The sequence below is a fragment of the Bacillus sp. 0102A genome, assembly GCF_036765155.1.
Taxonomy (GTDB): Bacteria; Bacillota; Bacilli; order Bacillales; family Bacillaceae; genus Bacillus; species Bacillus subtilis_G.
The window spans coordinates 280,632-302,965 of record NZ_JBAIZW010000004.1 but is presented as its reverse complement, the minus strand read 5'-3'; the positions used below and the strand labels follow the sequence as shown (position 1 = coordinate 302,965).

The 22,334-nt window shown below is 44.8% G+C and carries 19 protein-coding genes; 13 read left to right on the top strand and 6 right to left on the bottom strand.

What is annotated here, in order from left to right; translation table 11 throughout:
• Positions 1-19: 19 nt before the first annotated feature.
• The 7 genes from glpF to V6D41_RS12020 all read left to right on the top strand — a co-directional run bounded on the left by glpF (position 20) and on the right by V6D41_RS12020 (position 8,493).
• Positions 20-844 carry a glycerol uptake facilitator protein GlpF gene (gene glpF / locus V6D41_RS12050; RefSeq protein WP_087991179.1) on the top strand — a complete coding sequence of 275 codons (825 nt, stop codon included), beginning with the start codon at positions 20-22 and terminating at the stop codon, positions 842-844.
• Between the two features lie 18 nt (positions 845-862).
• Positions 863-2,353, top strand: a complete 1,491-nt coding sequence (gene glpK / locus V6D41_RS12045) for a glycerol kinase GlpK (RefSeq protein WP_333518352.1) — start codon at positions 863-865, stop codon at positions 2,351-2,353.
• Positions 2,354-2,494: 141 nt separating this feature from the next.
• On the top strand, positions 2,495-4,162 hold the full coding sequence (gene glpD, locus V6D41_RS12040; RefSeq protein WP_087991181.1) for a glycerol-3-phosphate dehydrogenase: 1,668 nt from the start codon (positions 2,495-2,497) through the stop codon (positions 4,160-4,162).
• A 133-nt stretch (positions 4,163-4,295) separates the two neighbouring features.
• Complete coding sequence (pgcA, locus tag V6D41_RS12035) at positions 4,296-6,041, top strand: phosphoglucomutase (RefSeq protein ID WP_333518351.1); 1,746 nt, start codon at positions 4,296-4,298, stop codon at positions 6,039-6,041.
• A gap of 144 nt (positions 6,042-6,185) precedes the next feature.
• Positions 6,186-7,328: a GAF domain-containing sensor histidine kinase gene (locus V6D41_RS12030; RefSeq protein WP_148964398.1), complete on the top strand. Its 1,143-nt coding sequence runs from the start codon at positions 6,186-6,188 to the stop codon at positions 7,326-7,328.
• Positions 7,325-7,972: a response regulator transcription factor gene (locus V6D41_RS12025; RefSeq protein ID WP_333518350.1), complete on the top strand. Its 648-nt coding sequence runs from the start codon at positions 7,325-7,327 to the stop codon at positions 7,970-7,972. Before V6D41_RS12030 ends, V6D41_RS12025 begins: the two co-directional genes overlap by 4 nt.
• Positions 7,969-8,493: an NADPH-dependent FMN reductase gene (locus V6D41_RS12020; protein WP_333518349.1), complete on the top strand. Its 525-nt coding sequence runs from the start codon at positions 7,969-7,971 to the stop codon at positions 8,491-8,493. Before V6D41_RS12025 ends, V6D41_RS12020 begins: the two co-directional genes overlap by 4 nt.
• A 14-nt stretch (positions 8,494-8,507) precedes the next feature.
• On the opposite strand, the gene V6D41_RS12015 is transcribed toward V6D41_RS12020, so the two are convergent.
• Positions 8,508-8,750 (bottom strand): YhdB family protein, encoded by a 243-nt coding sequence (locus V6D41_RS12015; protein ID WP_003224139.1) that lies wholly within the window; start codon positions 8,748-8,750, stop codon positions 8,508-8,510.
• Positions 8,751-8,948: 198 nt separating this feature from the next.
• On the opposite strand from V6D41_RS12015, the gene V6D41_RS12010 reads away from it, so the two are divergent.
• The gene (locus V6D41_RS12010) at positions 8,949-9,272 is read left to right on the top strand and encodes a YqzG/YhdC family protein (RefSeq protein ID WP_333518348.1); all 324 of its coding nucleotides are present in this window, start codon (positions 8,949-8,951) and stop codon (positions 9,270-9,272) included.
• 41 nt (positions 9,273-9,313) lie between these two features.
• Here the strand turns inward: V6D41_RS12010 and V6D41_RS12005 are convergent, their stop codons facing one another.
• The 3 genes from V6D41_RS12005 to V6D41_RS11995 form a co-directional block, all read right to left on the bottom strand.
• Positions 9,314-10,753 carry a C40 family peptidase gene (locus V6D41_RS12005; protein WP_333518347.1) on the bottom strand — a complete coding sequence of 480 codons (1,440 nt, stop codon included), beginning with the start codon at positions 10,751-10,753 and terminating at the stop codon, positions 9,314-9,316.
• Positions 10,754-10,904: 151 nt separating this feature from the next.
• On the bottom strand, positions 10,905-11,345 hold the full coding sequence (gene nsrR / locus V6D41_RS12000; RefSeq protein ID WP_333518346.1) for a nitric oxide-sensing transcriptional repressor NsrR: 441 nt from the start codon (positions 11,343-11,345) through the stop codon (positions 10,905-10,907).
• A gap of 107 nt (positions 11,346-11,452) precedes the next feature.
• On the bottom strand, positions 11,453-12,979 hold the full coding sequence (locus V6D41_RS11995) for a mechanosensitive ion channel (RefSeq protein ID WP_442893061.1): 1,527 nt from the start codon (positions 12,977-12,979) through the stop codon (positions 11,453-11,455).
• 165 nt (positions 12,980-13,144) lie between these two features.
• On the opposite strand from V6D41_RS11995, the gene spoVR reads away from it, so the two are divergent.
• The gene (gene spoVR, locus V6D41_RS11990) at positions 13,145-14,551 is read left to right on the top strand and encodes a stage V sporulation protein SpoVR (protein WP_333518345.1); all 1,407 of its coding nucleotides are present in this window, start codon (positions 13,145-13,147) and stop codon (positions 14,549-14,551) included.
• Positions 14,552-14,580: 29 nt separating this feature from the next.
• Here the strand turns inward: spoVR and phoA are convergent, their stop codons facing one another.
• Entirely contained in the window at positions 14,581-15,966 is a 1,386-nt protein-coding gene (gene phoA / locus V6D41_RS11985) for an alkaline phosphatase PhoA (RefSeq protein ID WP_333518344.1), read from the bottom strand.
• A gap of 533 nt (positions 15,967-16,499) precedes the next feature.
• Between phoA and V6D41_RS11980 the strand changes: the two genes are divergently transcribed.
• Positions 16,500-17,516, top strand: a complete 1,017-nt coding sequence (locus V6D41_RS11980; protein ID WP_333518343.1) for a C40 family peptidase — start codon at positions 16,500-16,502, stop codon at positions 17,514-17,516.
• A gap of 69 nt (positions 17,517-17,585) precedes the next feature.
• Here V6D41_RS11980 and citR read toward each other — a convergent pair whose 3' ends face one another.
• Positions 17,586-18,461, bottom strand: a complete 876-nt coding sequence (citR, locus tag V6D41_RS11975; RefSeq protein WP_087991192.1) for a transcriptional regulator CitR — start codon at positions 18,459-18,461, stop codon at positions 17,586-17,588.
• A 108-nt stretch (positions 18,462-18,569) separates the two neighbouring features.
• Here citR and citA point away from each other — a divergent pair, with 108 nt between their 5' ends.
• The 3 genes from citA to bcaP all read left to right on the top strand — a co-directional run bounded on the left by citA (position 18,570) and on the right by bcaP (position 22,268).
• Entirely contained in the window at positions 18,570-19,670 is a 1,101-nt protein-coding gene (gene citA, locus V6D41_RS11970) for a citrate synthase CitA (RefSeq protein WP_333518342.1), read from the top strand.
• 73 nt (positions 19,671-19,743) lie between these two features.
• Positions 19,744-20,613 carry an SDR family oxidoreductase gene (locus V6D41_RS11965; RefSeq protein ID WP_333518341.1) on the top strand — a complete coding sequence of 290 codons (870 nt, stop codon included), beginning with the start codon at positions 19,744-19,746 and terminating at the stop codon, positions 20,611-20,613.
• A 257-nt stretch (positions 20,614-20,870) separates the two neighbouring features.
• Positions 20,871-22,268 (top strand): branched-chain amino acid transporter BcaP, encoded by a 1,398-nt coding sequence (gene bcaP / locus V6D41_RS11960; protein WP_087991195.1) that lies wholly within the window; start codon positions 20,871-20,873, stop codon positions 22,266-22,268.
• Positions 22,269-22,334: the final 66 nt, after the last annotated feature.

Here is a 22,334-nt window from a genome sequence, read left to right as displayed (position 1 = left end):
ACTTTAGGAGGAATGTGCTATGACAGCATTTTGGGGAGAAGTCATCGGTACGATGCTGCTGATCATTTTTGGGGCAGGTGTTTGTGCAGGTGTCAATTTAAAGAAATCGCTTTCATTCCAGTCTGGCTGGATTGTTATTGTATTTGGATGGGGATTGGGTGTTGCCATGGCGGCTTATGCGGTTGGCGGCATCAGCGGAGCCCATTTGAATCCGGCGCTAACGATAGCGCTTGCATTTGTTGGAGATTTTCCATGGAAAGAGGTTCCGGTTTATATTGCGGCGCAAATGATTGGAGCGATCATCGGTGCGGTGATAATCTATCTGCATTACCTTCCGCATTGGAAGTCAACGGAAGATCCCGCTGCCAAGCTGGGTGTTTTCTCAACAGGACCCAGCATTCCGCATACATTTTCAAACGTTTTAAGTGAAGTGATCGGGACATTTGTCCTTGTGCTCGGCATCTTGTCCATTGGGGCAAATCAATTTACAGAAGGGCTTAATCCTTTAATCGTCGGTTTTCTCATTGTGGCGATCGGTATCTCTCTTGGGGGCACCACCGGCTATGCGATTAATCCGGCCCGCGACTTAGGCCCGCGGATTGCCCACGCTTTTCTTCCGATTCCGGGGAAGGGCCCATCAAACTGGAAATACGCATGGATACCGGTAGTCGGTCCCATTTTAGGCGGATCGTTCGGCGGCGTATTTTACAACGCTGCATTTAAGGGGCATATCACAAGCAGTTTCTGGATTGTAAGCGTTATATTGGTTGTGTTATTGTTAGGACTCTATGGCTATACGAAAACACATTCAGCTAAAACATTATCAAATTCAAAATATATTTAATCAAAGGGGAGACATCTTATGGAAACATACATTTTATCCTTAGATCAAGGGACGACAAGTTCAAGAGCGATTCTCTTTAATAAAGAAGGCAAAATCGTTCACTCCGCTCAAAAGGAGTTTACACAATACTTCCCGCATCCAGGATGGGTTGAGCATAATGCGAATGAAATTTGGGGCTCTGTCCTCGCTGTTATCGCATCAGTGATTTCTGAATCAGGAATCAGCGCCTCTCAAATTGCCGGCATCGGTATCACGAACCAGCGCGAGACGGCGGTTGTGTGGGATAAGGATACAGGAAAGCCTGTCTATAATGCGATCGTTTGGCAGTCCAGACAGACGTCCGGCATTTGTGAGGAGCTTCGTGAAAAAGGACATAATGATGTATTCAGAGAAAAAACGGGGCTTTTAATCGATCCGTATTTCTCCGGCACGAAGGTAAAGTGGATTTTAGACAATGTGGAAGGCGCGAGAGAAAAAGCGGAAAAAGGCGAGCTGCTGTTTGGAACGATTGATACATGGCTCATTTGGAAAATGTCCGGCGGGAAAGCGCATGTGACCGATTACTCCAATGCGTCCAGAACGCTGATGTTTAATATTTACGATTTGAAATGGGATGATGAACTGTTAGACATTCTGGACGTACCGAAATCCATGCTTCCTGAGGTAAAGCCGTCCTCCCATGTGTATGGGGAAACTGTTGATTATCACTTCTTCGGAAAAAACATCCCGATTGCGGGAGCGGCAGGCGACCAGCAGTCCGCACTGTTCGGCCAGGCGTGCTTTGAAGAAGGCATGGGGAAAAACACGTACGGCACAGGATGTTTCATGCTGATGAATACAGGGGAAAAAGCAATTAAGTCCGAACACGGGCTTTTGACGACAATCGCATGGGGCATCGACGGAAAAGTTGAATATGCTTTAGAAGGAAGTATTTTTGTCGCAGGCTCTGCCATCCAATGGCTCAGAGACGGATTGAGAATGTTCAAAGATTCCTCGCTAAGCGAATCTTACGCGGAGAAAGTGGATTCAACTGACGGCGTATATGTTGTTCCCGCATTTGTCGGCTTGGGAACGCCTTACTGGGACAGCGACGTGCGCGGTTCGGTTTTCGGCCTGACAAGAGGCACAACAAAAGAGCATTTTATCCGCGCGACACTGGAGGCATTGGCTTATCAGACAAAAGATGTGCTTGACGCAATGGAAGCTGATTCAAACATTTCATTAAAGACGCTTCGTGTAGACGGAGGCGCCGTGAAAAATAATTTCCTGATGCAGTTCCAAGGAGATCTTCTGAATGTGCCTGTGGAGCGTCCGGAAATTAATGAAACAACTGCGCTTGGCGCGGCCTATTTGGCAGGTATTGCTGTGGGATTCTGGAAGGACCGTTCTGAAATCGCGAACCAGTGGAATCTGGATAAACGGTTTGAACCTGATTTTGAAGAAGAAAAACGAAATGAGCTGTATACAGGCTGGCAAAAAGCCGTGAAAGCAGCTATGGCTTTTAAATAGAATAAGAGTATGATATAATGGTTACAAGTTAATAAGAACGGTCCTGAGATGAGGAGAGACCACAGCACCAAAGTGTAAGTATGCACTTTGGATGTTGTGGTCTCTTTTTCTATTTACACACCGTGACAACAAGGAGGAGCAATAATGAAACATCAATTTTCAAGTCTGGAAAGAGATCGCATGCTGACAGACATGACGAAAAAAACATACGATCTATTTATTATCGGCGGAGGAATTACAGGAGCGGGAACAGCTCTTGACGCGGCATCAAGGGGTATGAAGGTCGCGCTCAGCGAAATGCAGGATTTTGCGGCGGGAACATCAAGCCGATCAACGAAGCTTGTTCATGGAGGCTTGCGCTATTTAAAACAATTTGAAGTGAAAATGGTTGCCGAGGTAGGGAAAGAACGGGCGATTGTTTATGAAAACGGCCCGCACGTCACTACACCGGAATGGATGCTGCTTCCGTTTCATAAAGGCGGCACATTCGGTTCGTTTACAACATCCATCGGTTTAAGAGTTTATGACTTCTTAGCAGGCGTGAAAAAATCAGAACGAAGAAGCATGCTTTCAGCAAAGGAAACGCTGCAAAAAGAGCCATTGGTGAAAAAAGACGGCTTAAAAGGCGGCGGGTACTACGTGGAATACCGCACTGACGATGCGAGACTGACAATCGAAGTCATGAAGGAAGCGGTGAAATTCGGAGCAGAGCCTGTGAATTATTCGAAAGTGAAGGAGCTTCTTTACGAAAAAGGCAAAGCAGTCGGCGTATTAATTGAAGATATGCTGACAAAGAAAGAATATAAAGTGTACGCGAAAAAAATTGTCAATGCGACAGGCCCTTGGGTCGATCAGCTCAGAGAAAAAGACCATTCGAATAACGGAAAGCATTTGCAGCATACGAAAGGCATTCACCTTGTATTTGACCAGTCTGTTTTTCCGCTGAAACAGGCGGTATATTTCGATACGCCTGACGGCCGTATGGTATTTGCGATTCCTCGTGAAGGAAAAACATACGTGGGGACAACAGACACCGTTTACAAAGAGGCGCTGGAGCATCCGCGAATGACAACGGAGGATCGAGATTACGTCATCAGTTCAATCAATTACATGTTCCCAGAGCTGAAAATCACAGTGAATGACATCGAATCCAGCTGGGCGGGGCTGCGTCCGCTGATTCATGAAGAAGGCAAAGACCCTTCTGAAATTTCACGGAAAGACGAGATTTGGACATCTGACTCAGGCTTGATCACCATCGCCGGCGGAAAACTGACCGGATACAGAAAAATGGCGGAGCATATCGTCGATCTTGTGAATGATCGCTTAAAAGAAGAAGGCGAAAAGGATTTCGGGCCATGTAAAACGAAAAACATGCCAATCTCAGGGGGACACGTCGGCGGTTCGAAAAATCTCATATCCTTTGTCACGGCGAAAACGAAAGAAGGAATCGCAGCCGGCTTATCAGAAAAAGACGCAAAACAGCTGGCGATCAGATACGGCTCCAACGTAGAGCGAGTCTTTAACCGAGTGGAAGCGCTGAAAGATGAGGCCGCGAAACGCCACATTCCGGTTCATATTCTTGCTGAGGCAGAATACAGTATAGAAGAAGAGTTGGCCGCAACACCTGCTGACTTCTTTGTCCGCAGAACGGGACGTTTATTTTTTGATATCAATTGGGTAAAAACATATAAAGATGCCGTTATTGATTTTATGAGCGAGCGATTCCAATGGAATGAGCAGACGAAAAACAAACATACTGAAAATCTCAACAAGCTTTTACACGATGCGGTTGTGCCGCTCGAACGATAAATCATAACGGGCTGTCTCTCAGCCCGTTATTTCTTTTTACGGGCCGAAAGCGCCGGATCCAAGGATTTCAAGTGACAGAAGCACTCGCTTCATATTAAAATAACGGCATAAGCTAATACATAGGAGGACGAATATGACTTGGAGAAAAAGTTATGAACGCTGGAAACAGACAGAAAATTTAGATCCGGAACTAAAAGAACGCCTTACTGAATTAGAGGGGAATGAAGAGGCTCTTGAAGACTGCTTCTATAAAAACCTTGAATTCGGCACTGGCGGTATGCGCGGAGAAATCGGCGCTGGGACGAATCGGATGAATATTTACACGGTGCGCAAAGCATCAGCCGGGTTTGCGGCATACATCTCAGAGCAAGGTGAGGAAGCGAAAAAACGGGGCGTTGTCATTGCTTATGATTCCCGCCATAAATCGCCGGAGTTCGCGATGGAAGCGGCAAAAACACTTGCGACACAAGGCATCCAATCATACGTATTTGATGAGCTTCGCCCAACGCCGGAGCTGTCATTCGCTGTCAGACAGCTGAACGCCTACGGGGGAATTGTGGTGACGGCAAGCCATAACCCGCCTGAATATAACGGCTACAAAGTATACGGAGATGACGGCGGCCAGCTGCCTCCAAAGGAAGCGGACATCGTCATTGAGCAGGTAAACGCGATTGAAAATGAACTGACGATCACAGTCGACACTGAAAATACATTAAAAGAAAAAGGCTTAATTAAGATCATCGGTGAAGATATTGATAAAGCCTATACAGAAAAACTGACGTCCATTTCCGTCCATTCTGAATTACCCGAAGAAGTTGATGTAAATGTTGTTTTTACACCGCTGCATGGAACGGCCAATAAGCCGGTCAGACGCGGTCTTGAAGCACTCGGCTACAATAATGTAGCGGTTGTCAAAGAACAGGAGCTGCCCGATGCAAACTTCTCTACTGTTCCCTCTCCAAACCCGGAAGAGCATGCGGCTTTCGAATATGCCATTAAACTCGGGGAAGAGCGGAACGCAGATATTCTCATCGCAACAGACCCTGACGCTGACCGTCTTGGCATCGCGGTGAAAAACGAACAAGGCAAATATACAGTGCTTACAGGAAACCAAACCGGTGCGTTGCTGCTTCATTACCTGCTTTCAGAAAAGAAAAAACAAGGCATCCTGCCTGAAAACGGTGTTGTTCTCAAAACAATTGTCACAAGTGAAATCGGGCGTGCTGTCGCTTCTTCGTTCGGTCTTGATACGATTGATACGCTCACAGGCTTCAAGTTTATCGGTGAAAAGATTAAGGAATACGAGGCAACAGGCCAGTACACCTTCCAATTCGGTTATGAAGAGAGCTACGGTTACTTAATCGGGGATTTTGCCCGCGACAAGGATGCCATTCAGGCGGCGCTCTTGGCAGTTGAGGTTTGCGCGTTCTATAAAAAACAAGGAATATCATTGTATGAAGCGCTCATCAATCTCTTTAACGAATACGGTTTTTATCGTGAAGGGCTGAAATCCCTGACGCTGAAAGGAAAACAGGGAGCAGAACAGATTGAAGCGATTTTGGCTTCCTTCAGACAAAATCCGCCGCAAAAAATGGCCGGCAAACAGGTTGTGACAGCCGAAGATTACGCAGTAAGCAAACGGATGCTTCTGACGGAAAACAAAGAAGAAGCGATCGGCTTGCCAACATCAAATGTACTGAAATACTTCTTGGAAGACGGGTCTTGGTTCTGCCTTCGTCCTTCCGGAACTGAGCCGAAGGTGAAATTCTATTTCGCCGTAAAAGGAACATCTTTAGAAGACAGTGAAAAGCTTCTTGCCGCGCTTTCTGACGATGTAATGAAGACGGTAGACGAAATTGTAGAGGCTACAGCTAAATAGTTCAAGAAAAGCTGGGTCATTTATGTGATCCGGCTTTTTTCTCATTCAAAAGTCTGAAAGAAAATCATCCCTCAAGCGAAGTAATGAATGACATAAAACTGGTATAATCTTAAATAACAGGAGATGAATGCCGGAGTGAGTGACGTGAGCAAAACGAGGATGGAAAAATTAAAAACGCTGAAAACGATTGCGGAAACCTTAAATCAAGGACACGATGTCAAAGCAACACTGGATGAAGTGTTAAAAGAATTGCTGAGTGTAACGAACCTTCAATCGGGATGGATTTTTCTAATCGAAGAAGACGGCTCCTATACGTTAGCCGCAGACGCCTATCTGCCCCCCGCTTTAAGCCGCAAGGAAAAAGTGCTGATGTGCGAAGGAGAGTGCTACTGCCTGACGAAATTCAATAACGGAGGGCTTAGAAGGGCGGCTAATATCATGAACTGCAAACGCATAGAGTCGGCCGAAGAGCTGCACTGTTTTGACACAGAAGGGATTACGCATCATGCAACTGTGCCTTTAGAAGACGGAGACAGGAGATTCGGATTGTTAAATGTAGCCGCGGCCGGAAAAACCATGTTTGATGAGGGAGAGCTGCATTTACTCGAGTCTGTCGCCTTTCAGATCGGAACCGCGATCCAGCGCATGAAGCTTTCTGAATATAAACAAAAAAATGCGCTATTAATGGAGCGCAACCGCCTCGCTCAGGAGCTCCATGATTCTGTCAATCAAATGCTGTTTTCCGTTAGTTTAACAGCCAGAGCGGCAAAGACACTAACAAAAGATGAGAATTTGCAGCAGATGATTGATTTTATTCAAAACCTATCACAGGACGCGCTCGCAGAAATGAAAGCGTTAATTTGGCAGCTTCGCCCCGGAGGGTTGGAAAAAGGGCTGCCTGAAGCCATTAAAAGCTATGGCGCGCTCATCGGATTGAATGTCATTTTCACACAAAAAGGCTGTCCGGTTCTTATTGATGAGCAGGAGCATATGCTGTGGCGTGTCGTACAGGAAGCTTTAAATAACTGCAAAAAGCATGCCGGAACTGGTACGGCGTATGTCAGTCTGACTGCTTCTTCATGCCATGCGGAGCTGGATATAATCGATCATGGGGCAGGGTTTCGCTATGAAGCGCATGCCGGTCTGCCTTCACTTGGCATCAAGGGTATGAAAGAACGGGCGGAAAAAGCCGGCGCGGAGTTTTTGATTGAGTCAGAGCTTGGAGCGGGGACAAAGGTGTCCGTCAAGCTTCCGCTAGCCAATCAGAAAGGAAGGACAGTGCAATGAAAATTGTAATAGCGGATGATCACCATGTTGTCAGAAAGGGGCTTCGTTTTTTCTTTGCCATCCAAGATGATATTGAAGTTGCCGGAGAGGCCGCAACCGGAACAGAAGCTCTTCGTATCATCGGAGAAACAAAGCCCGACCTTGTGCTGATGGATCTGTCTATGCCCGAGATGGACGGAATACAAGCCATAAAAAAAGCAGTTCAGCAATTTCCGGGGGTCAAAATCATTGTACTGACGAGCTATTCTGATCAGGATCATGTCATCCCCGCGCTTCAGGCAGGAGCGAAGGCGTATCAATTAAAGGATACGGAGCCCGAGGAATTGGTGAAAACACTTAGACAAGTGCATGCTGGAGAATACAAGCTTTCTTCAGCTATTATGCCCCATGTACTGACACATATGAGAAATCAGCGCGATCCGGAAAAAGAAAAATTTTATCAATTAACACGAAGAGAAAAGGACGTTCTGAACGAAATTGCGAACGGAAAAAGCAATAAAGAAATCGCGGCGGCCTTGTTTATTTCAGAAAAAACAGTGAAAACCCATGTGTCAAATCTTTTAGCAAAACTTGAAGTGGCTGACCGCACGCAAGCAGCGCTTTTCGCAGTAAAATATAACCTGAATGGAGAGATCGCGAAATGAACATGTTAGTTATAAATGGCACGCCCAGAAAACATGGCAGAACAAGAATTGCCGCATCCTGCATTTCAGCGCTGTACCACACGGATTTGATTGATCTAAGCGAGTTTATCTTGCCGATTTTTAACGGTGAAGCAGAGCAATCAGAACTTTTGCAGGTACAGGAGCTCAAGCAGCGCGTCACTAAAGCGGATGCGATTGTCTTATTATCGCCTGAATATCACAGCGGGATGAGCGGCGCTTTAAAAAATGCCCTGGATTTTCTAAGCAGCGAACAATTTAAATATAAGCCCGTTGCTTTATTGGCAGTGGCGGGAGGCGGAAAAGGCGGCATCAACGCGCTGAACAATATGAGAACTGTGATGCGGGGTGTCTACGCCAATGTGATTCCGAAACAGCTTGTACTTGATCCAGTGCACATTGATATTGAAAAGGCTGCGGTTACGGAACCTATAAAGATCAGCATAAAAGAGCTTGTCGAAGAACTCAACATGTTTGCAAAAGCAGGAAATCCCGGCGTCTGAACGCCGGGATTTGTTTATGTGAGCAGGGCTAATTGATCTTCGTAAGTCAGCTCTGTGGCATGATCAATATAACGGAGAAGGGAATACAGCATCTTTTCAAGAACAGCGTAATCCTGTTCAAAATGATACGCGTGCAGAAAATGCTCGATTCGTTTTGATAACAAATCATCCTCTGTACGCACCATTAAAATTAATAAATTATCCCATTGGGAACGGTGGGTGTAATACAGCGCTTTATCGTAATCGGCATAATCCATGAATCGCTTCTCCTTTCTTGTATGAGAAGTTCATGATTAGTTTATGCCGCATCCTATGTAATTGACGTTGCAAAACTTGGCGTCTGCGGCAGTACAGGGTAGCAATATGAGGGAGACATAAAATCAAAATGACTGAATGAAGCCATCGCTTTTGGAAAACCTATGAGAGAACAAATCTGGGTACAGGAGACTGAAAATATGAAATCTCTGCCGTATTCAATTGCGCTTCTTTTTTGCGGATTGATCATTGTGTCAATGGCTGCAAAAGGGCATTCAGCGGACACAAACGAGTCTGTTCAAAAGTGGGAACAGCTCGCTTGGAGCAGAATTCAGGATGAATATAAGGGCGCTTCATTTTCTGATTACGCTTATATGGGGAGAACCGAGGTGAATGATCATCAAACAAAAGATGTCTTTCGCGTGACGGTCAGACAGAATGACGACACCTTTTCTGTTCGGGCCGAAGTCTATTTTCACCCGGTGACAAAACATATGATCAGCATTAACGTTTTTCGGCTCTAATTAAAAAACTGTACAGCCGTTAAGGCCATACAGTTTCTGCTTTAGAAATATCGTTTTGCACCGAGATAGCGCTGTTTCCAGTAAGAGTTATTCATACTGGAAATAACAACTCCGGAATCATTGGCATTAATGAATTCTCCGTTCCCGAGATAAATCCCGATATGAGAAGGGCCGGCTTTATATGTTGAAAAGAAAACGAAGTCTCCGACAGCAGGCTGGCTGACAGATTTCATTGTGTTCCAATATCCGGCTGCCGTTAATCTTGATACGGATGTGACTTTGTTTAGCGCATAATAAATGAAACCGCTGCAGTCAAATCCGGCCGGTGTCGTGCCTCCCCAGCGATACGGAACCCCAAGGTGCTCTTTAGCGGCGGCAATCATTGTGTTAATCTTCGCGCTTGATGAGCTGGACGTGCTTGAAGTTCCAGATGAGGATGAAGATGAAGCTTTTCCGGTAATGACCAATTTTTGGCCAACCTGCAAGACATCCGTTCTCAAATTGTTTTTCTCCCGAATCTGCTGAGCTGCTACATTGAACTTCTGAGCAATTACCCACAAGGAATCGCCGCTTTTCACCGTGTATGTAGTCGTCGTCGATCCAGAGTTCGTATTTGACGGAGAAGACGATGAAGAAGTGCCTGAAGATGCTTTACCTGTCAGCTTCAGCACTTGTCCGACGTATATCACATCTGATTTCAGGCTGTTGCTGTTTCGGATTTGCTGTACGGTCACGTTATAGCTGTTTGCGATTTTCCAAAGTGAATCACCGCTTTTTACAGTGTATTTCGATGTTACCGAAGTTTGGTTTGAATGAGATGAAGTGTCTTTGGAAGACGTATCAGAACCGCTTGATTTTGTTTTCAACACTTGATTCACATAAATGGTATCTGATTTTAAGCTATTCAAGACCTTCAATTCAGCAACGGACATGTTGACTTTGTTTGCGATTTTCCAAAGCGAATCTCCAAGCTGCACCTTGTATGTTCCGGCAGAAGATGAAGAGCTAGAGCTCTTTTTGGAACTGCTTTTTGTATTAGAACTAGAGCTGGAACTTGAGCTTGAAGAAACCGTGCCGGACACCTTTAATTTCTGCCCTGCACGAATCATATCGCTGCTGAGTCCGTTTAACTTTTTCAGTTCCTGCACCGTCATTTTATACTCAGTTGCGATCAGCCAAAGTGAATCGCCGCTTTTCACTGTGTAAACAGAACTTCCGCTCTTCTTGGTTGTTGAGCTTGAAGTAGATGAAGTGCCGGACTTGCTGCCTGGAATGGTAAGCGTCTGGCCGACCGACAGAACGGTAGTCGAAAGATGGTTGGCGGATGTGATGACCGCCACGCTTGTGTTGTAGTTTTGGGCCAGTTTCCATAAAGAATCTCCGCTTTTGACCTTAATCGTAGCTGCTTCAGCTGGTGTGACTGCTAGAGTTGTACTGACAATCGCAGAAGCTGTCAGCCCTGCTGCTAATTTCTTTTTCATCTGAGCTCTCCTTTTTCCCCCAATGATTTGAATTTACTGTTTCTTTTTTATATCGGCAGCTTCGTCTCATCGTTTTGCCTTTTTTTAAAAACAGCCTAAATTTCTTATCTATAATAGGGAAAAAGGGCATAAAAAAAGAAGGAATCTTTAGCTATTCCTTCATTCTCAGAAGCTTCATGATATCTTCCTTGTTTTTGACTAGATCGCGCAGTGTATATTTGTCTAAAACCGCAAGATAGGCCATAAGTGCTTCATTAAGTACATGTTTCAAGCCGCACACAGGGGAAATGATGCAGAGGTTCTTGTTCACATCAAAACACTCAACAATATTAAAATCATCTTCCGTTTTTCTGACAACCTCACCGATGTTGATGTCTTCAGGTTCCATGCCTAAGCGTATGCCGCCGCCTCGTCCGCGTATCGTTTCTACGTAGCCGAGCTGGCCAAGTCTGTATATGACTTTCATGAGGTGATTTTTTGAAATAGAATACGTTTCGGCAATCTGCTTTATGTTTGAAAGTTCTCCCGGACGTTCTGCAGCCAGAAAAATCAGCACTCTTAATGAATAATCTGTATAATTTGTTAACTTCATAATAAGACCTCGGAATAAGACATTTTCTATATCTTATCATAATCGATTGAAAAATGAAAAAAAAGGAATTTAAAAAACGTGCGCCCAGTTGGGTGCACGTTTTTTGTTTACATGTTATTCGGCGGATTTTGGTTTTTACGGTTTTTATCGATTTCGGTGTTTTGCATTTTGCGTTCAAATGCAGACAGATAACGTGATGCAAAATCCTTTCCGCCAAGGCCGAAGGATAAACCGAAAGCGAGTGCGAAGCCGCTAAGCACGATGATGAACGCGGAATTGACGATCGTTTCAGCAACACCCAGCTGATCTAGGGCCATAAAGAGAGCAAGTGCGATAATCGTATATTTGGCAATCGCCGCCAAAGACTTGAATTCTTGGCCTTTAATGATGCTAGAAAGCACTTTTCGAACCAATTCTCCAGCGTAAAGACCGATTCCGAGAATGAATACGGCGACAAGGACATTCGGCAGATACGCGATAATGCCAGTCGCAATCTCTACAAGGAAGTGCAGCTGAACAATTTGTAGCGCCTCGGCTGTGAACAGCAGAATGACAATGACTTGCGCGATCATGCCGACAACTTGAGATAGGGACAGCTTTGCAGGTGTTCCTGTTTCCATCCCCATTTTTCCTAACACAGAATCAAAGCCTGCGCGATGGAGCAGTCGGGACACCATGTTGTTCACCCATTTTCCTGTCCATATACCCGCTATAACAAGCACGATTGCAATGATGATGTTCGGAAGCATATTTAAAATAGTATTCAGCATAGAGACAGCCGGTTTCGAAATGCCGGCGACATCCAGCTGATCAAGTGCTGAAATGACAACCGGTATTAAAATCAGCACATAAGCGATTGTTCCGATGACTGCAGAAAGGCTTGTATCTTTTAAGTAAACTGATAAACCCATACGTGCGGCTAATCTTTCCGTGCCGATGCTTGCAAGGAAATTTGTTATGATATCACGTACAAGACGGGCAACAAGCCAGCCGATTAAAACGATAAGTGCGGCAGCAAATAATTTCGGCAGAAAAGCGAGCACGCTTTCCATCATATTCGTAAACGGACCCGAAATGCCGCTGATGTTCAAAGAAGATAAGACCCCTGGCAGGAAAACAAGCAGCACGAGATAAAAGACAACTTGTGAAGCGGCATTAACTGCCTGATGAATATCTTTTCCTTCAGACACGACATTCCACTTGCGCAGCTTGTCACTTGTGTTCAGCTTCATCCCGATTTTTTTGACAAGGAAGCTCAAAACAGAGGCTGCAGCCCATCCTAACAGCAGAATGAGCCCGGCCTTCAGCACGCTCGGGATAGCCGCGGTAATGGCGGAAAGCATGCTGACAAACGGTGATGCCACTGTTGTCAGGTGCAAAATGTTAAAGAATAAAATAAAGACGATAATCAATGCGATAAAATAAACGACCTTGCTTATGACTTTTTCCGAGGAATAGCGTGATGGCTTTTTCCCAGCAAACAGCTTATCGTCAATTTTTGTTTTTCTGAGCCCTTTGTATACCGCTTTTTCAATGATTTTAGCGATAGCCCATCCGATTAATAAGACGAGTAAAGCAATGATTAAGTTTGGCAGCTTACTGAGATAAGAAGAAAGCATGTCTGCTACATTCAATTGGTATCGCTCCTTTTTTTCATAATATGGTGTGTTTTTACCCACTGGCACAATCGGTAAACAGCTGAATGTGCCGGGGGAATTTTTTTCTTGCCCAAGTGCGGCTATCATCTTTTGTCAGGCGGGCTCATACATTATAGATAAGTCCAAGTAGGGGGGATTCGGTTGAACGCGGAGGAGAAGAAGGGATTACAGCGGGCAATTGAGGAGATTACCGAAATTGCAAAAGGATTCGGCCTTGATTTCTACCCGATGAGATATGAAATCTGCCCGGCTGAAATTATTTATACATTCGGCGCGTACGGGATGCCGACAAGATTCAGCCACTGGAGCTTCGGCAAGCAGTTTCACAAAATGAAGCTGCATTACGATCTTGGTTTAAGCAAGATTTATGAGCTGGTCATTAACTCGGATCCATGCTACGCTTTTTTGCTGGACAGCAACTCACTGATCCAAAATAAATTGATTGTCGCTCACGTTCTCGCCCATTGTGATTTCTTCAAAAACAACTGCCGTTTCCAAAACACGAAGCGCGATATGGTGGAAAGCATGGCGGCAACAGCCGAGCGGATTAAGTACTATGAACAGGTTCACGGGATAAAGGAAGTAGAGGCTTTTTTAGACGCGATCCTATCGATTCAGGAGCATATCGATCCTTCTTTGGTCCGTCCGAAGCTCCTATGGAGTGTGGATGATGAGGAAGATGAAATGGAAGAGGCAGCGACGCCGTACGATGATTTATGGTCTTTGGATGAAAAGAAACCGAAAAAATACGTGAAAAAATCAAAAAAACCTTTCCCGCCGCGGCCGGAAAAAGATATTCTGCTATTTATCGAGGAGCATTCCCGTGAGCTGGAGCCGTGGCAGCGTGATATTTTAACGATGATGAGAGAGGAAATGCTTTATTTCTGGCCTCAGCTGGAAACAAAGATTATGAATGAGGGCTGGGCTTCCTATTGGCACCAGCGAATTATACGCGAGCTTGATTTAACCTCTGATGAAGCGGTCGAGTTCGCCAAGCTGAATGCTGGTGTCGTCCAGCCGTCCAAAACAGGCATCAATCCTTATTATTTAGGGCTGAAAATATTTGAAAACATTGAGGAGCGGTACAATAATCCGACGGATGAAATGAAGAAAGTGGGCGTACAGGCTGACTCGGGCCGGGAGAAAATGTTTGAGGTCAGGGAAATTGAATCCGATATCTCTTTCATCCGCAACTATTTAACAAAAGATTTAGTGATGCGCGAGGATCTTTATTTGTTTCAAAAACAGGGCAGAGATTATAAAATCGTCGATAAAGCGTGGAAGTCGGTGCGCGACCAGCTTGTGAGCATGCGGGTAAACGGCGGGTTTCCGTATTTGACAGTAAACGACGGCGATTATATGAAAAATAACGAGCTCTATATTAAGCATTGGTATGAGGGCATAGAGTTGGATTTGAAATATTTAGAGAAAGTGCTCCCTTATTTATTCCAGTTATGGGGTAGAAGCGTGCACATCGAGTCTGTGCTTGAGGATAAGGAAGTCATGTTTTCGTACGACGGAAAAGGTGTTCACCGCAGGTATCTATAAAAAAGAGGATGCAGCGTTCTGCATCCTCTTTATTTTCCCGCTTTCAAAATCTTAAATATGATGTTTGCCTGATCGGTATTGTTAATCAGTCCTCGGAATTTTTCTTTTCCGGGGCCGTACGCGTATACTGGCACTTCTTCGCCGGTATGATCGGCACTCGTCCAGCCGCTGTTAGATCGTGTGTTAAAAATCTTGATGATGGCTTTGTAGGCGCCTTTGCTTTTGTCAGCCTGTGCAGCGGCTTCAACACTTTTGATTTCATCAGAGGTGAATTTCAGATTTGTATAGCGGGTGAGCACATCTTTGACCGGTTTGCCTTCACTGATTTTTTTGGCCATAAATTCAGGTGTTTTTTTTGCGGCGAGAATCGGCTCCGCGTGCCAATTCTTTTGACCATTTGCGCCGATGGTAAAGCCGCCGGTTGTATGATCAGCAGTTGCAATGACAAGCGTGTGTTTATCTTTTCTTGCAAAATCAATCGCGGCTTTATAGGCCTGTTCAAAGTCTTTAACCTCGCTCATGGCTCCTACTGTATCATTGTCATGGGCCGCCCAGTCAATTTGGCTGCCTTCGACCATCAAGAAAAATCCTTTTTTATTTTGGTTCAGGCGGTCAATTGCTGAAACCGTCATGTCTTTGAGAGATGGTGTTTTGCTGTCACGGTCGAGCGCTTTAGCAAGCCCTCCGTCTGCGAAAAGACCGAGCACCTGCTGATCTTTATTTTTCTTCAGCGCTTGTTTTGTTGTCACATAGCTATAGCCGGCTTGTTTGAATTCCTTCATCAAATTTCTGTCCTCGCGGTTAAAATATGATTTTCCGCCGCCAAGCAAAACGTCTATTTTTTGTTTGCCTTTTATTTTGTCATCCATATAGCTGTTGGCGATTTGGTCCATGTTTTTCCGTGATTCATTGTGGGCGCCGTATGCGGCAGGGGTGGCGTGGTTAATTTCAGAAGTTGCGACGAGCCCGGTCGATTTTCCTTGCTGTTTGGCTTCTTCGAGCACAGATTTCACTTTTTTTCCGTTTTTATCGACGCCAATTGCATTGTTATATGTCTTAACACCTGTCGCTAATGCTGTTCCGGCGGCTGCTGAATCTGTAATATTATAGTCCGGGTCATCAGGATGCGTCATCATCATGCCTGTCAGGTTAGGGTCAAATTGGGTCAACTTCGGGTTATTCGGTGTTTCCCCGTTATTCTTCATGGAACGGTAGGCGTTTATGTAAGGCGTCCCCATGCCGTCACCGATCATCACAATGACATTTCTGATCTCGGCTTTGTCTTGTTTTTTTGCGCTGGCCTTTTCAGTCTGCTGCAGTTCTGCACCGGCAAATATGCCGGCTGTCAGCACGGAAACAGCTGCGATTGGCAGCAGTTTAGATTTTATATTTTGAAACAAATTCATTTTTTGCATGCCTCCTTTAATGTATTTGTTTATCATGTTAGGGGAATTTTGTTAAACACGGCTTTTGATCGTGTAAACATTAAGTAAAGCATTGTAAGGAAATGAAAACATCTGTTTCGTTATCTTGTCTTTTTTCAATCAAAGCATTCATTTTTTCAGAAAAATCTTTACCCCTCTGCCCTTGCGTGATATGTTTGTTTAAATAAAAAAACTGCGGATAACCGCAGCTTTCCTCGAGTATGCTTTATGTCTCACTTTTCCACTATGTGAGTTGACCCCCGAAAGTTTGTCATTTATTCCATTTATAATTGAAAATAACCCAATAAACATGACAAAAGGACGCGTTTTTTTGTCACCTTTGAAACGAAAATGAAATATTTTATACCCTTAAAAACTTTTTTTAAGAACGAATAAGTAAGAAATTAGTCACATGAAGTCAAGACTATTTCTGTTGGGAATCTATCCTTATAATAGAAACCAATAAGATTAATTTAAAAATAGAGATCCATATATAGAGAGAGATAAACATTGGGGAGGAAAATATGAAAAAGCAAATCATTACAGCTACGTCAGCAGTGGTTTTAGGATCGACACTATTTGCAGGAGCGGCATCTGCACAAAGCATCCAGGTGAAAAAAGGCGACACGTTATGGGGACTTTCAAGAAAATACGACACAACGATCGGTAAAATTAAATCAGAGAACAGCCTTCGTTCAGACATGATTTACGCAGGGCAGACTTTATCAATTAACGGCAAAACTTCAAGTTCAAAAAGCAGCAGTTCTTCCAGTTCTTCATCTTCTTCTACATATACAGTAAAGAGCGGAGACAGCCTTTGGAAAATTTCGAAAACATATGGCATGACAGTCAGTGAACTGAAAAAAATGAATGGCTTAAAGTCAGACTTGCTTCGTATCGGACAAGTCCTGAAACTGAAAGGGTCAACAAGCTCTAGCAGCTTTAGTTCATCGAAGGTATCAACGTCTTCAACTTCGACTTATAAAGTGAAGCGCGGGGACAGTCTGTCTAAAATCGCAAAGCAATACGGCACGACGGTTAGCAAGTTAAAAAGCTTAAACGGCTTAAAATCAGATGTAATCTATGTCAACCAAGTGTTGAAAGTGAAAGGAACAAGCACAAGCTCAAAAACTGTTTCTTCCGGCTCTTCATCATCTTCAAGCAGCAAAGCATCATCTACTACATCACTTCATGTAAGCAAGCTGGTTTCTGATGCAAAGGCGTTAAGCGGAACGCCATACAAATGGGGCGGAACAACGACTTCCGGCTTTGACTGCAGCGGATTTATCTGGTACGTGCTGAATAAACAAACAAGTGTGGGCAGAACAAGCACTGCGGGATACTGGAGTTCTATGAAGAGCATTTCCAGCCCGTCTGTCGGTGATTTTGTCTTCTTCACAACATATAAATCCGGCCCTTCTCACATGGGGATTTATGTCGGCAACAACAATTTCGTTCATGCAGGATCTAACGGTGTTCAAATCAGCAGCCTGGACAACAGCTACTGGAAGCCTCGTTATCTCGGTGCGAAAAGATTCTAATTTTAAAAGGAAACCCGTTCATTGGAACGGGTTTTTTCATTAGACGGAGAAACTCCGATTTGGTTGCTCCTAAAAATGAAAATGTGATAAAAAGTCTAAGAATTTTTTTTCTTTCTTATTTTCATAAAGGGCGATTGCATAAGCGCCGGCATAGGGAAGCTGTACAGATTGATAAGGGATTCTGATCATCTGTTTCTCTGCCAACTCACGCTTTACTGTCGATAAGGGCAGAAATGAAACCCCGAGCCCTTCCTTGATAAACCGTTTCGTTATATGTGTTTGAGTGACTTTCATTGTTCTCACAAATGGAAATGTCACTCTGACTTGACGGAGCAAGTCGTCCCAGTAATCAGGATGATTGTGGGTCAAAAGCAGGTATTGCTCCAGCACCTCTTTGGCATCAATTTCTTTGTCTGCCATGAAACGCTGATCGGGCGGGGCAACAAGGACTACCGGGTCTTTATATAAGCAGTGGCAGGTTAAAGAGGAAGACTGTACCTTTAAACAGCTCAGCCCGATATCTGCTTCCCCTGCTTTAATCAGTGACGCGATTTCCGCCGATTCAAAAATCGTCACTGCCATTTCTGTTTCTGTATTCATTGCTGTGTACCGCTTCATGACAGAAGGAAGCACTGTATCTGCGATAAGCGGAGAAACCGCGAGCTGTAAGGTTTGAGAGTAGCCTTGTCTCACTCTGTGAAGCTCTGCCATGCTGTTTTCGTAATCATCAAGCAGCCTGAGCGCATACGGCAAATAAGCCCTGCCTTCATCAGTCAGCTGGATCTGCCTGCCTTTTCGTTCGAACAGTTTGCAGCTGATTTCTTTTTCTAATTGCTTGATATGGACGGTTACAGTGGGCTGAGATAAAAAAAGCGTTTCCGCTGTTTTTCGGAAGTTTTCATATTTCGCAGCAGTCACGAAGGTGTGAAGCCATTTGAAATCCATTTCTATTCTCCCTCTGATTAATATTTTTAATTAATTCCCTTTAAAATATTCAATATTTTTTAAATATTATATTTACTATAATAACAGAAAAGGATAGGGGGAATACAAATGGTACATTACGGATTAAAGGGAATTACATGTGTGGAAACATCCATCAGCCATATTGACGGTGAAAAAGGCCGCTTGGTTTACAGAGGCCACCATGCGAAAGACATCGCACTGAATCACAGCTTTGAAGAAGCCGCTTATTTGATCTTGTTTGGAAAACTTCCTTCATCTGAAGAATTGCAGACATTTGAAGGGAAGCTTGCTGCGGAGCGGCATCTGCCGGAACACATCGAACGATTGATTCAGTCACTGCCAAACAACATGGACGACATGTCGGTGCTGAGAACGGTTGTTTCAGCATTGGGGGAAAATGCGTACACGTTCCATCCGAAAACAGAAGAAGCAATTCGTCTGATTGCCATCACGCCTTCCATCATTGCGTATAGAAAACGATGGGCGCGCGGTGAACAAGCAATTACACCATCTTCCCAGTACGGACATGTCGAAAACTACTATTATATGCTCACAGGTGAACAGCCTTCAGAGGCAAAAAAGAAAGCGCTTGAAACATATATGATTCTGGCCATGGAGCACGGCATGAACGCATCCACTTTTTCTGCACGGGTCACATTATCTACAGAGAGTGATTTAGTGTCAGCCGTCACTGCCGCTCTCGGCACGATGAAAGGCCCGCTGCACGGAGGCGCTCCCTCTGCGGTGACAAAAATGCTTGAAGACATTGGAGAAAAAGAACATGCTGAAGCATACCTGAAAGAAAAACTGGAACAAGGAGAGCGCCTGATGGGATTCGGCCACAGGGTGTACAAGACGAGGGACCCGCGGGCAGAAGCTTTGAGACAGAAAGCAGAAGAGGTGGCCGGCAATGACCGCGATCTTGATCTTGCGCTGCATGTAGAAGCAGAGGCAATTCGTTTGCTTGAAATCTACAAACCGGGACGCAAGCTGTACACAAATGTTGAGTTTTATGCGGCTGCTGTGATGAAGGCCATCGACTTTGACGATGAATTGTTTACACCAACCTTTTCAGCAAGCCGAATGGTAGGGTGGTGCGCCCATGTGCTGGAACAAGCAGAAAACAATATGATTTTCCGTCCGTCAGCGAAATATACAGGCACCATTCCTGAAGAAGTTCTTTCATAACATATTTTGCCGTTTATTCGCTTCTATGGCGTGGTAACGTTCAGTATCAACCACATGTCTAGGAGTGATGAATATGAACCCAATGGACAGACAAACAGAAGGGCAAGAGCCACAGCATCAGGACAGACAGCCGGGCATTGAGTCAGAAATGAATCCGCTGCCTCTGTCAGAGGACGAGGATTATCAAGGAAGCGGAAAGCTGAAAGGGAAAGTTGCCATCATTACCGGGGGAGACAGCGGCATAGGGAGAGCCGCAGCTATTGCGTTTGCTAAAGAAGGGGCTGATGTATCCATTCTTTACTTAGATGAGCATTCGGACGCAGAGGAAACGCGTAAACGGATCGAAAAGGAAAATGTCCGCTGCCTGCTTATCCCGGGAGATGTCGGGGACGAGAACCATTGTGAACAAGCTGTGCAGCAAACAGCGGATCACTTTGGCCAACTTGATATCTTGGTGAACAACGCTGCTGAACAGCATCCGCAGGACAGTATTCTCAATATTTCAACAGAACAGCTGGAAAAGACATTTCGCACAAACATTTTTTCCATTTTCCATATGACGAAGAAAGCTTTGCCTCACTTGAAAGAGGGAAGTGCCATCATTAATACGACATCGATTACCGCTTATGAAGGGGATACGGCGTTAATTGATTACTCCAGCTCAAAGGGTGCGATTGTCTCCTTTACGCGATCCATGGCGATGTCGCTTGCGGATAAAGGCATCAGAGTGAATGCGGTGGCGCCCGGTCCGATTTGGACGCCGCTTATTCCGGCGACATTCCCGGAAGAAAAAGTGAAACAGCACGGCTTGGACACGCCAATGGGAAGACCGGGGCAGCCGGTCGAGCATGCAGGTGCATATGTCCTGCTGGCGTCTGACGAATCGTCCTATATGACAGGGCAGACCATTCATGTAAATGGCGGCCGTTTTATTTCAACATAATCAACGAAAAACCAGCGTGATAGCTGGTTTTTTTATGTGAGGAGATATTTTAAGGTGAGAATTTGTCGACTTTTCTGACAATTAAGTTTTCATTTTTGTGATTTTATATATAATAAATATTGTTAGGAGAAAGGAATGATTCGTTCACCGGTACAAATAGAGTGGAAAAACAGAAAATTGGCCATTATCGCTCATGAATTCTGAAAATTCAAATAAAATATATAAAAATAGATAATTAGTCTAGGAGCTGAAGGGGAATGAAAGGGAGCGTATTTAGGAAGAAAAGCATTCAGGATTTAATCGCTGCGACGAGCGGTGAAAAATCTTTAAAAAGAGAATTAGGGGCATTCGATTTAACATTGCTTGGAATCGGCGCCATTATTGGCACAGGGATTTTTGTCCTGACGGGAACAGGTGCAGTCACGGCCGGCCCCGGGCTGACCATTTCATTTGTTGTGGCGGCGCTGGCTTGTTTATTCGCGGCCCTGTCTTACGCAGAATTTGCGTCAAGTGTGCCTGTTTCAGGTTCGGTGTATACATTCACGTATGCGACATTGGGAGAGCTTTTGGCCTTTATTATCGGGTGGGATTTAATTTTAGAGTACATGCTGGCGGTAAGTGCGGTGTCAGTCGGCTGGTCTGGTTATTTCCAATCGTTTTTATCAGGGCTCGGCATTCATCTTCCGGTTGCTTTAACAGCAGCACCGGGGGCGGTGGAGGGCACATTTACCATCTTTAATCTGCCTGCCTTTGTGATTGTGATGGCGATAACGTTTTTGCTTTATTTAGGCATCAAAGAATCAAAAAGAGTCAACAACATCATGGTGATCTTGAAAGTGCTGGTCGTTTTGCTGTTTATCGCGGTGGCAGCCGTTTATGTGAAGCCGCATAACTGGCAGCCGTTTATGCCGATGGGCTTTGGCGGCGTATTCAGCGCAGCGGCGCTCGTATTTTTTGCTTTTATCGGATTTGACGCTGTATCCTCTGCTGCGGAAGAGACAAAAAATCCTGCGAAGGATCTGCCTAAAGGCATAATATTCTCTTTATTGGTTTGCACGATTTTATATGTCACTGTATCAGCCATCATGACAGGGGTTATCCCGTTTGCACAGTTTGCGGGCGTGGATCATCCGGTTTCTCTTGTTCTCCAAAGCGCCGGGCAAAATTGGGTGGCAGGCATCATTGATATTGGCGCCGTTTTGGGAATGACAACAGTTATGCTCGTGATGCTTTATGGGCAGACACGCGTCATGTTTGCTATGTCGCGTGACGGACTGGTGCCGGGCTCACTTTCTAAGGTCCATCCAAAGCACAAAACACCTTATGTGGCCACTTGGTTCTTCGGCACAATGTCGGCGCTCCTCGGCTCACTTGTTCCGCTGGATGAACTTGCAAAACTGGTAAACATCGGAACACTGTCAGCGTTTGTGCTTATCTCTGTGGCAGTGATCGTTTTGAGAAAGAAACAGCCTGATCTACCGAGAGCCTTTACATGTCCGGGGGTTCCAGTGATCCCGGGTCTGGCGATTCTGTTCTGTCTGTTCTTAATTTTAAATCTTGGATGGGTGACGATTGTCCGCTTCCTTGTGTGGCTGTTAATCGGATTGGCAATCTATTTCTTGTATTCAAGAAAGCATTCAAAATTAAATCAATAATCTTGTGGTTAAGAGAGCGGTCATTCAGGACGCTCTCTCTTTTGTGTTCTTGGTAAATGAATCTAT

Excerpts from the sequence above, each read along its gene's own strand:
- citA (WP_333518342.1), top strand. The coding sequence starts at position 18,570 with ATGGTACATTACGGATTAAAGGGAATTACATGTGTGGAAACATCCATC.
- pgcA (WP_333518351.1), top strand. The coding sequence starts at position 4,296 with ATGACTTGGAGAAAAAGTTATGAACGCTGGAAACAGACAGAAAATTTA.
- citR (WP_087991192.1), bottom strand. The coding sequence starts at position 18,461 with ATGGATTTCAAATGGCTTCACACCTTCGTGACTGCTGCGAAATATGAA.
- phoA (WP_333518344.1), bottom strand. The coding sequence starts at position 15,966 with ATGCAAAAAATGAATTTGTTTCAAAATATAAAATCTAAACTGCTGCCA.
- V6D41_RS12020 (WP_333518349.1), top strand. The coding sequence starts at position 7,969 with ATGAACATGTTAGTTATAAATGGCACGCCCAGAAAACATGGCAGAACA.
- V6D41_RS12015 (WP_003224139.1), bottom strand. The coding sequence starts at position 8,750 with ATGGATTATGCCGATTACGATAAAGCGCTGTATTACACCCACCGTTCC.
- V6D41_RS12010 (WP_333518348.1), top strand. The coding sequence starts at position 8,949 with ATGAAATCTCTGCCGTATTCAATTGCGCTTCTTTTTTGCGGATTGATC.
- V6D41_RS11980 (WP_333518343.1), top strand. The coding sequence starts at position 16,500 with ATGAAAAAGCAAATCATTACAGCTACGTCAGCAGTGGTTTTAGGATCG.
- V6D41_RS12005 (WP_333518347.1), bottom strand. The coding sequence starts at position 10,753 with ATGAAAAAGAAATTAGCAGCAGGGCTGACAGCTTCTGCGATTGTCAGT.
- bcaP (WP_087991195.1), top strand. The coding sequence starts at position 20,871 with ATGAAAGGGAGCGTATTTAGGAAGAAAAGCATTCAGGATTTAATCGCT.
- glpF (WP_087991179.1), top strand. The coding sequence starts at position 20 with ATGACAGCATTTTGGGGAGAAGTCATCGGTACGATGCTGCTGATCATT.
- glpK (WP_333518352.1), top strand. The coding sequence starts at position 863 with ATGGAAACATACATTTTATCCTTAGATCAAGGGACGACAAGTTCAAGA.
- V6D41_RS11965 (WP_333518341.1), top strand. The coding sequence starts at position 19,744 with ATGAACCCAATGGACAGACAAACAGAAGGGCAAGAGCCACAGCATCAG.
- nsrR (WP_333518346.1), bottom strand. The coding sequence starts at position 11,345 with ATGAAGTTAACAAATTATACAGATTATTCATTAAGAGTGCTGATTTTT.
- V6D41_RS12025 (WP_333518350.1), top strand. The coding sequence starts at position 7,325 with ATGAAAATTGTAATAGCGGATGATCACCATGTTGTCAGAAAGGGGCTT.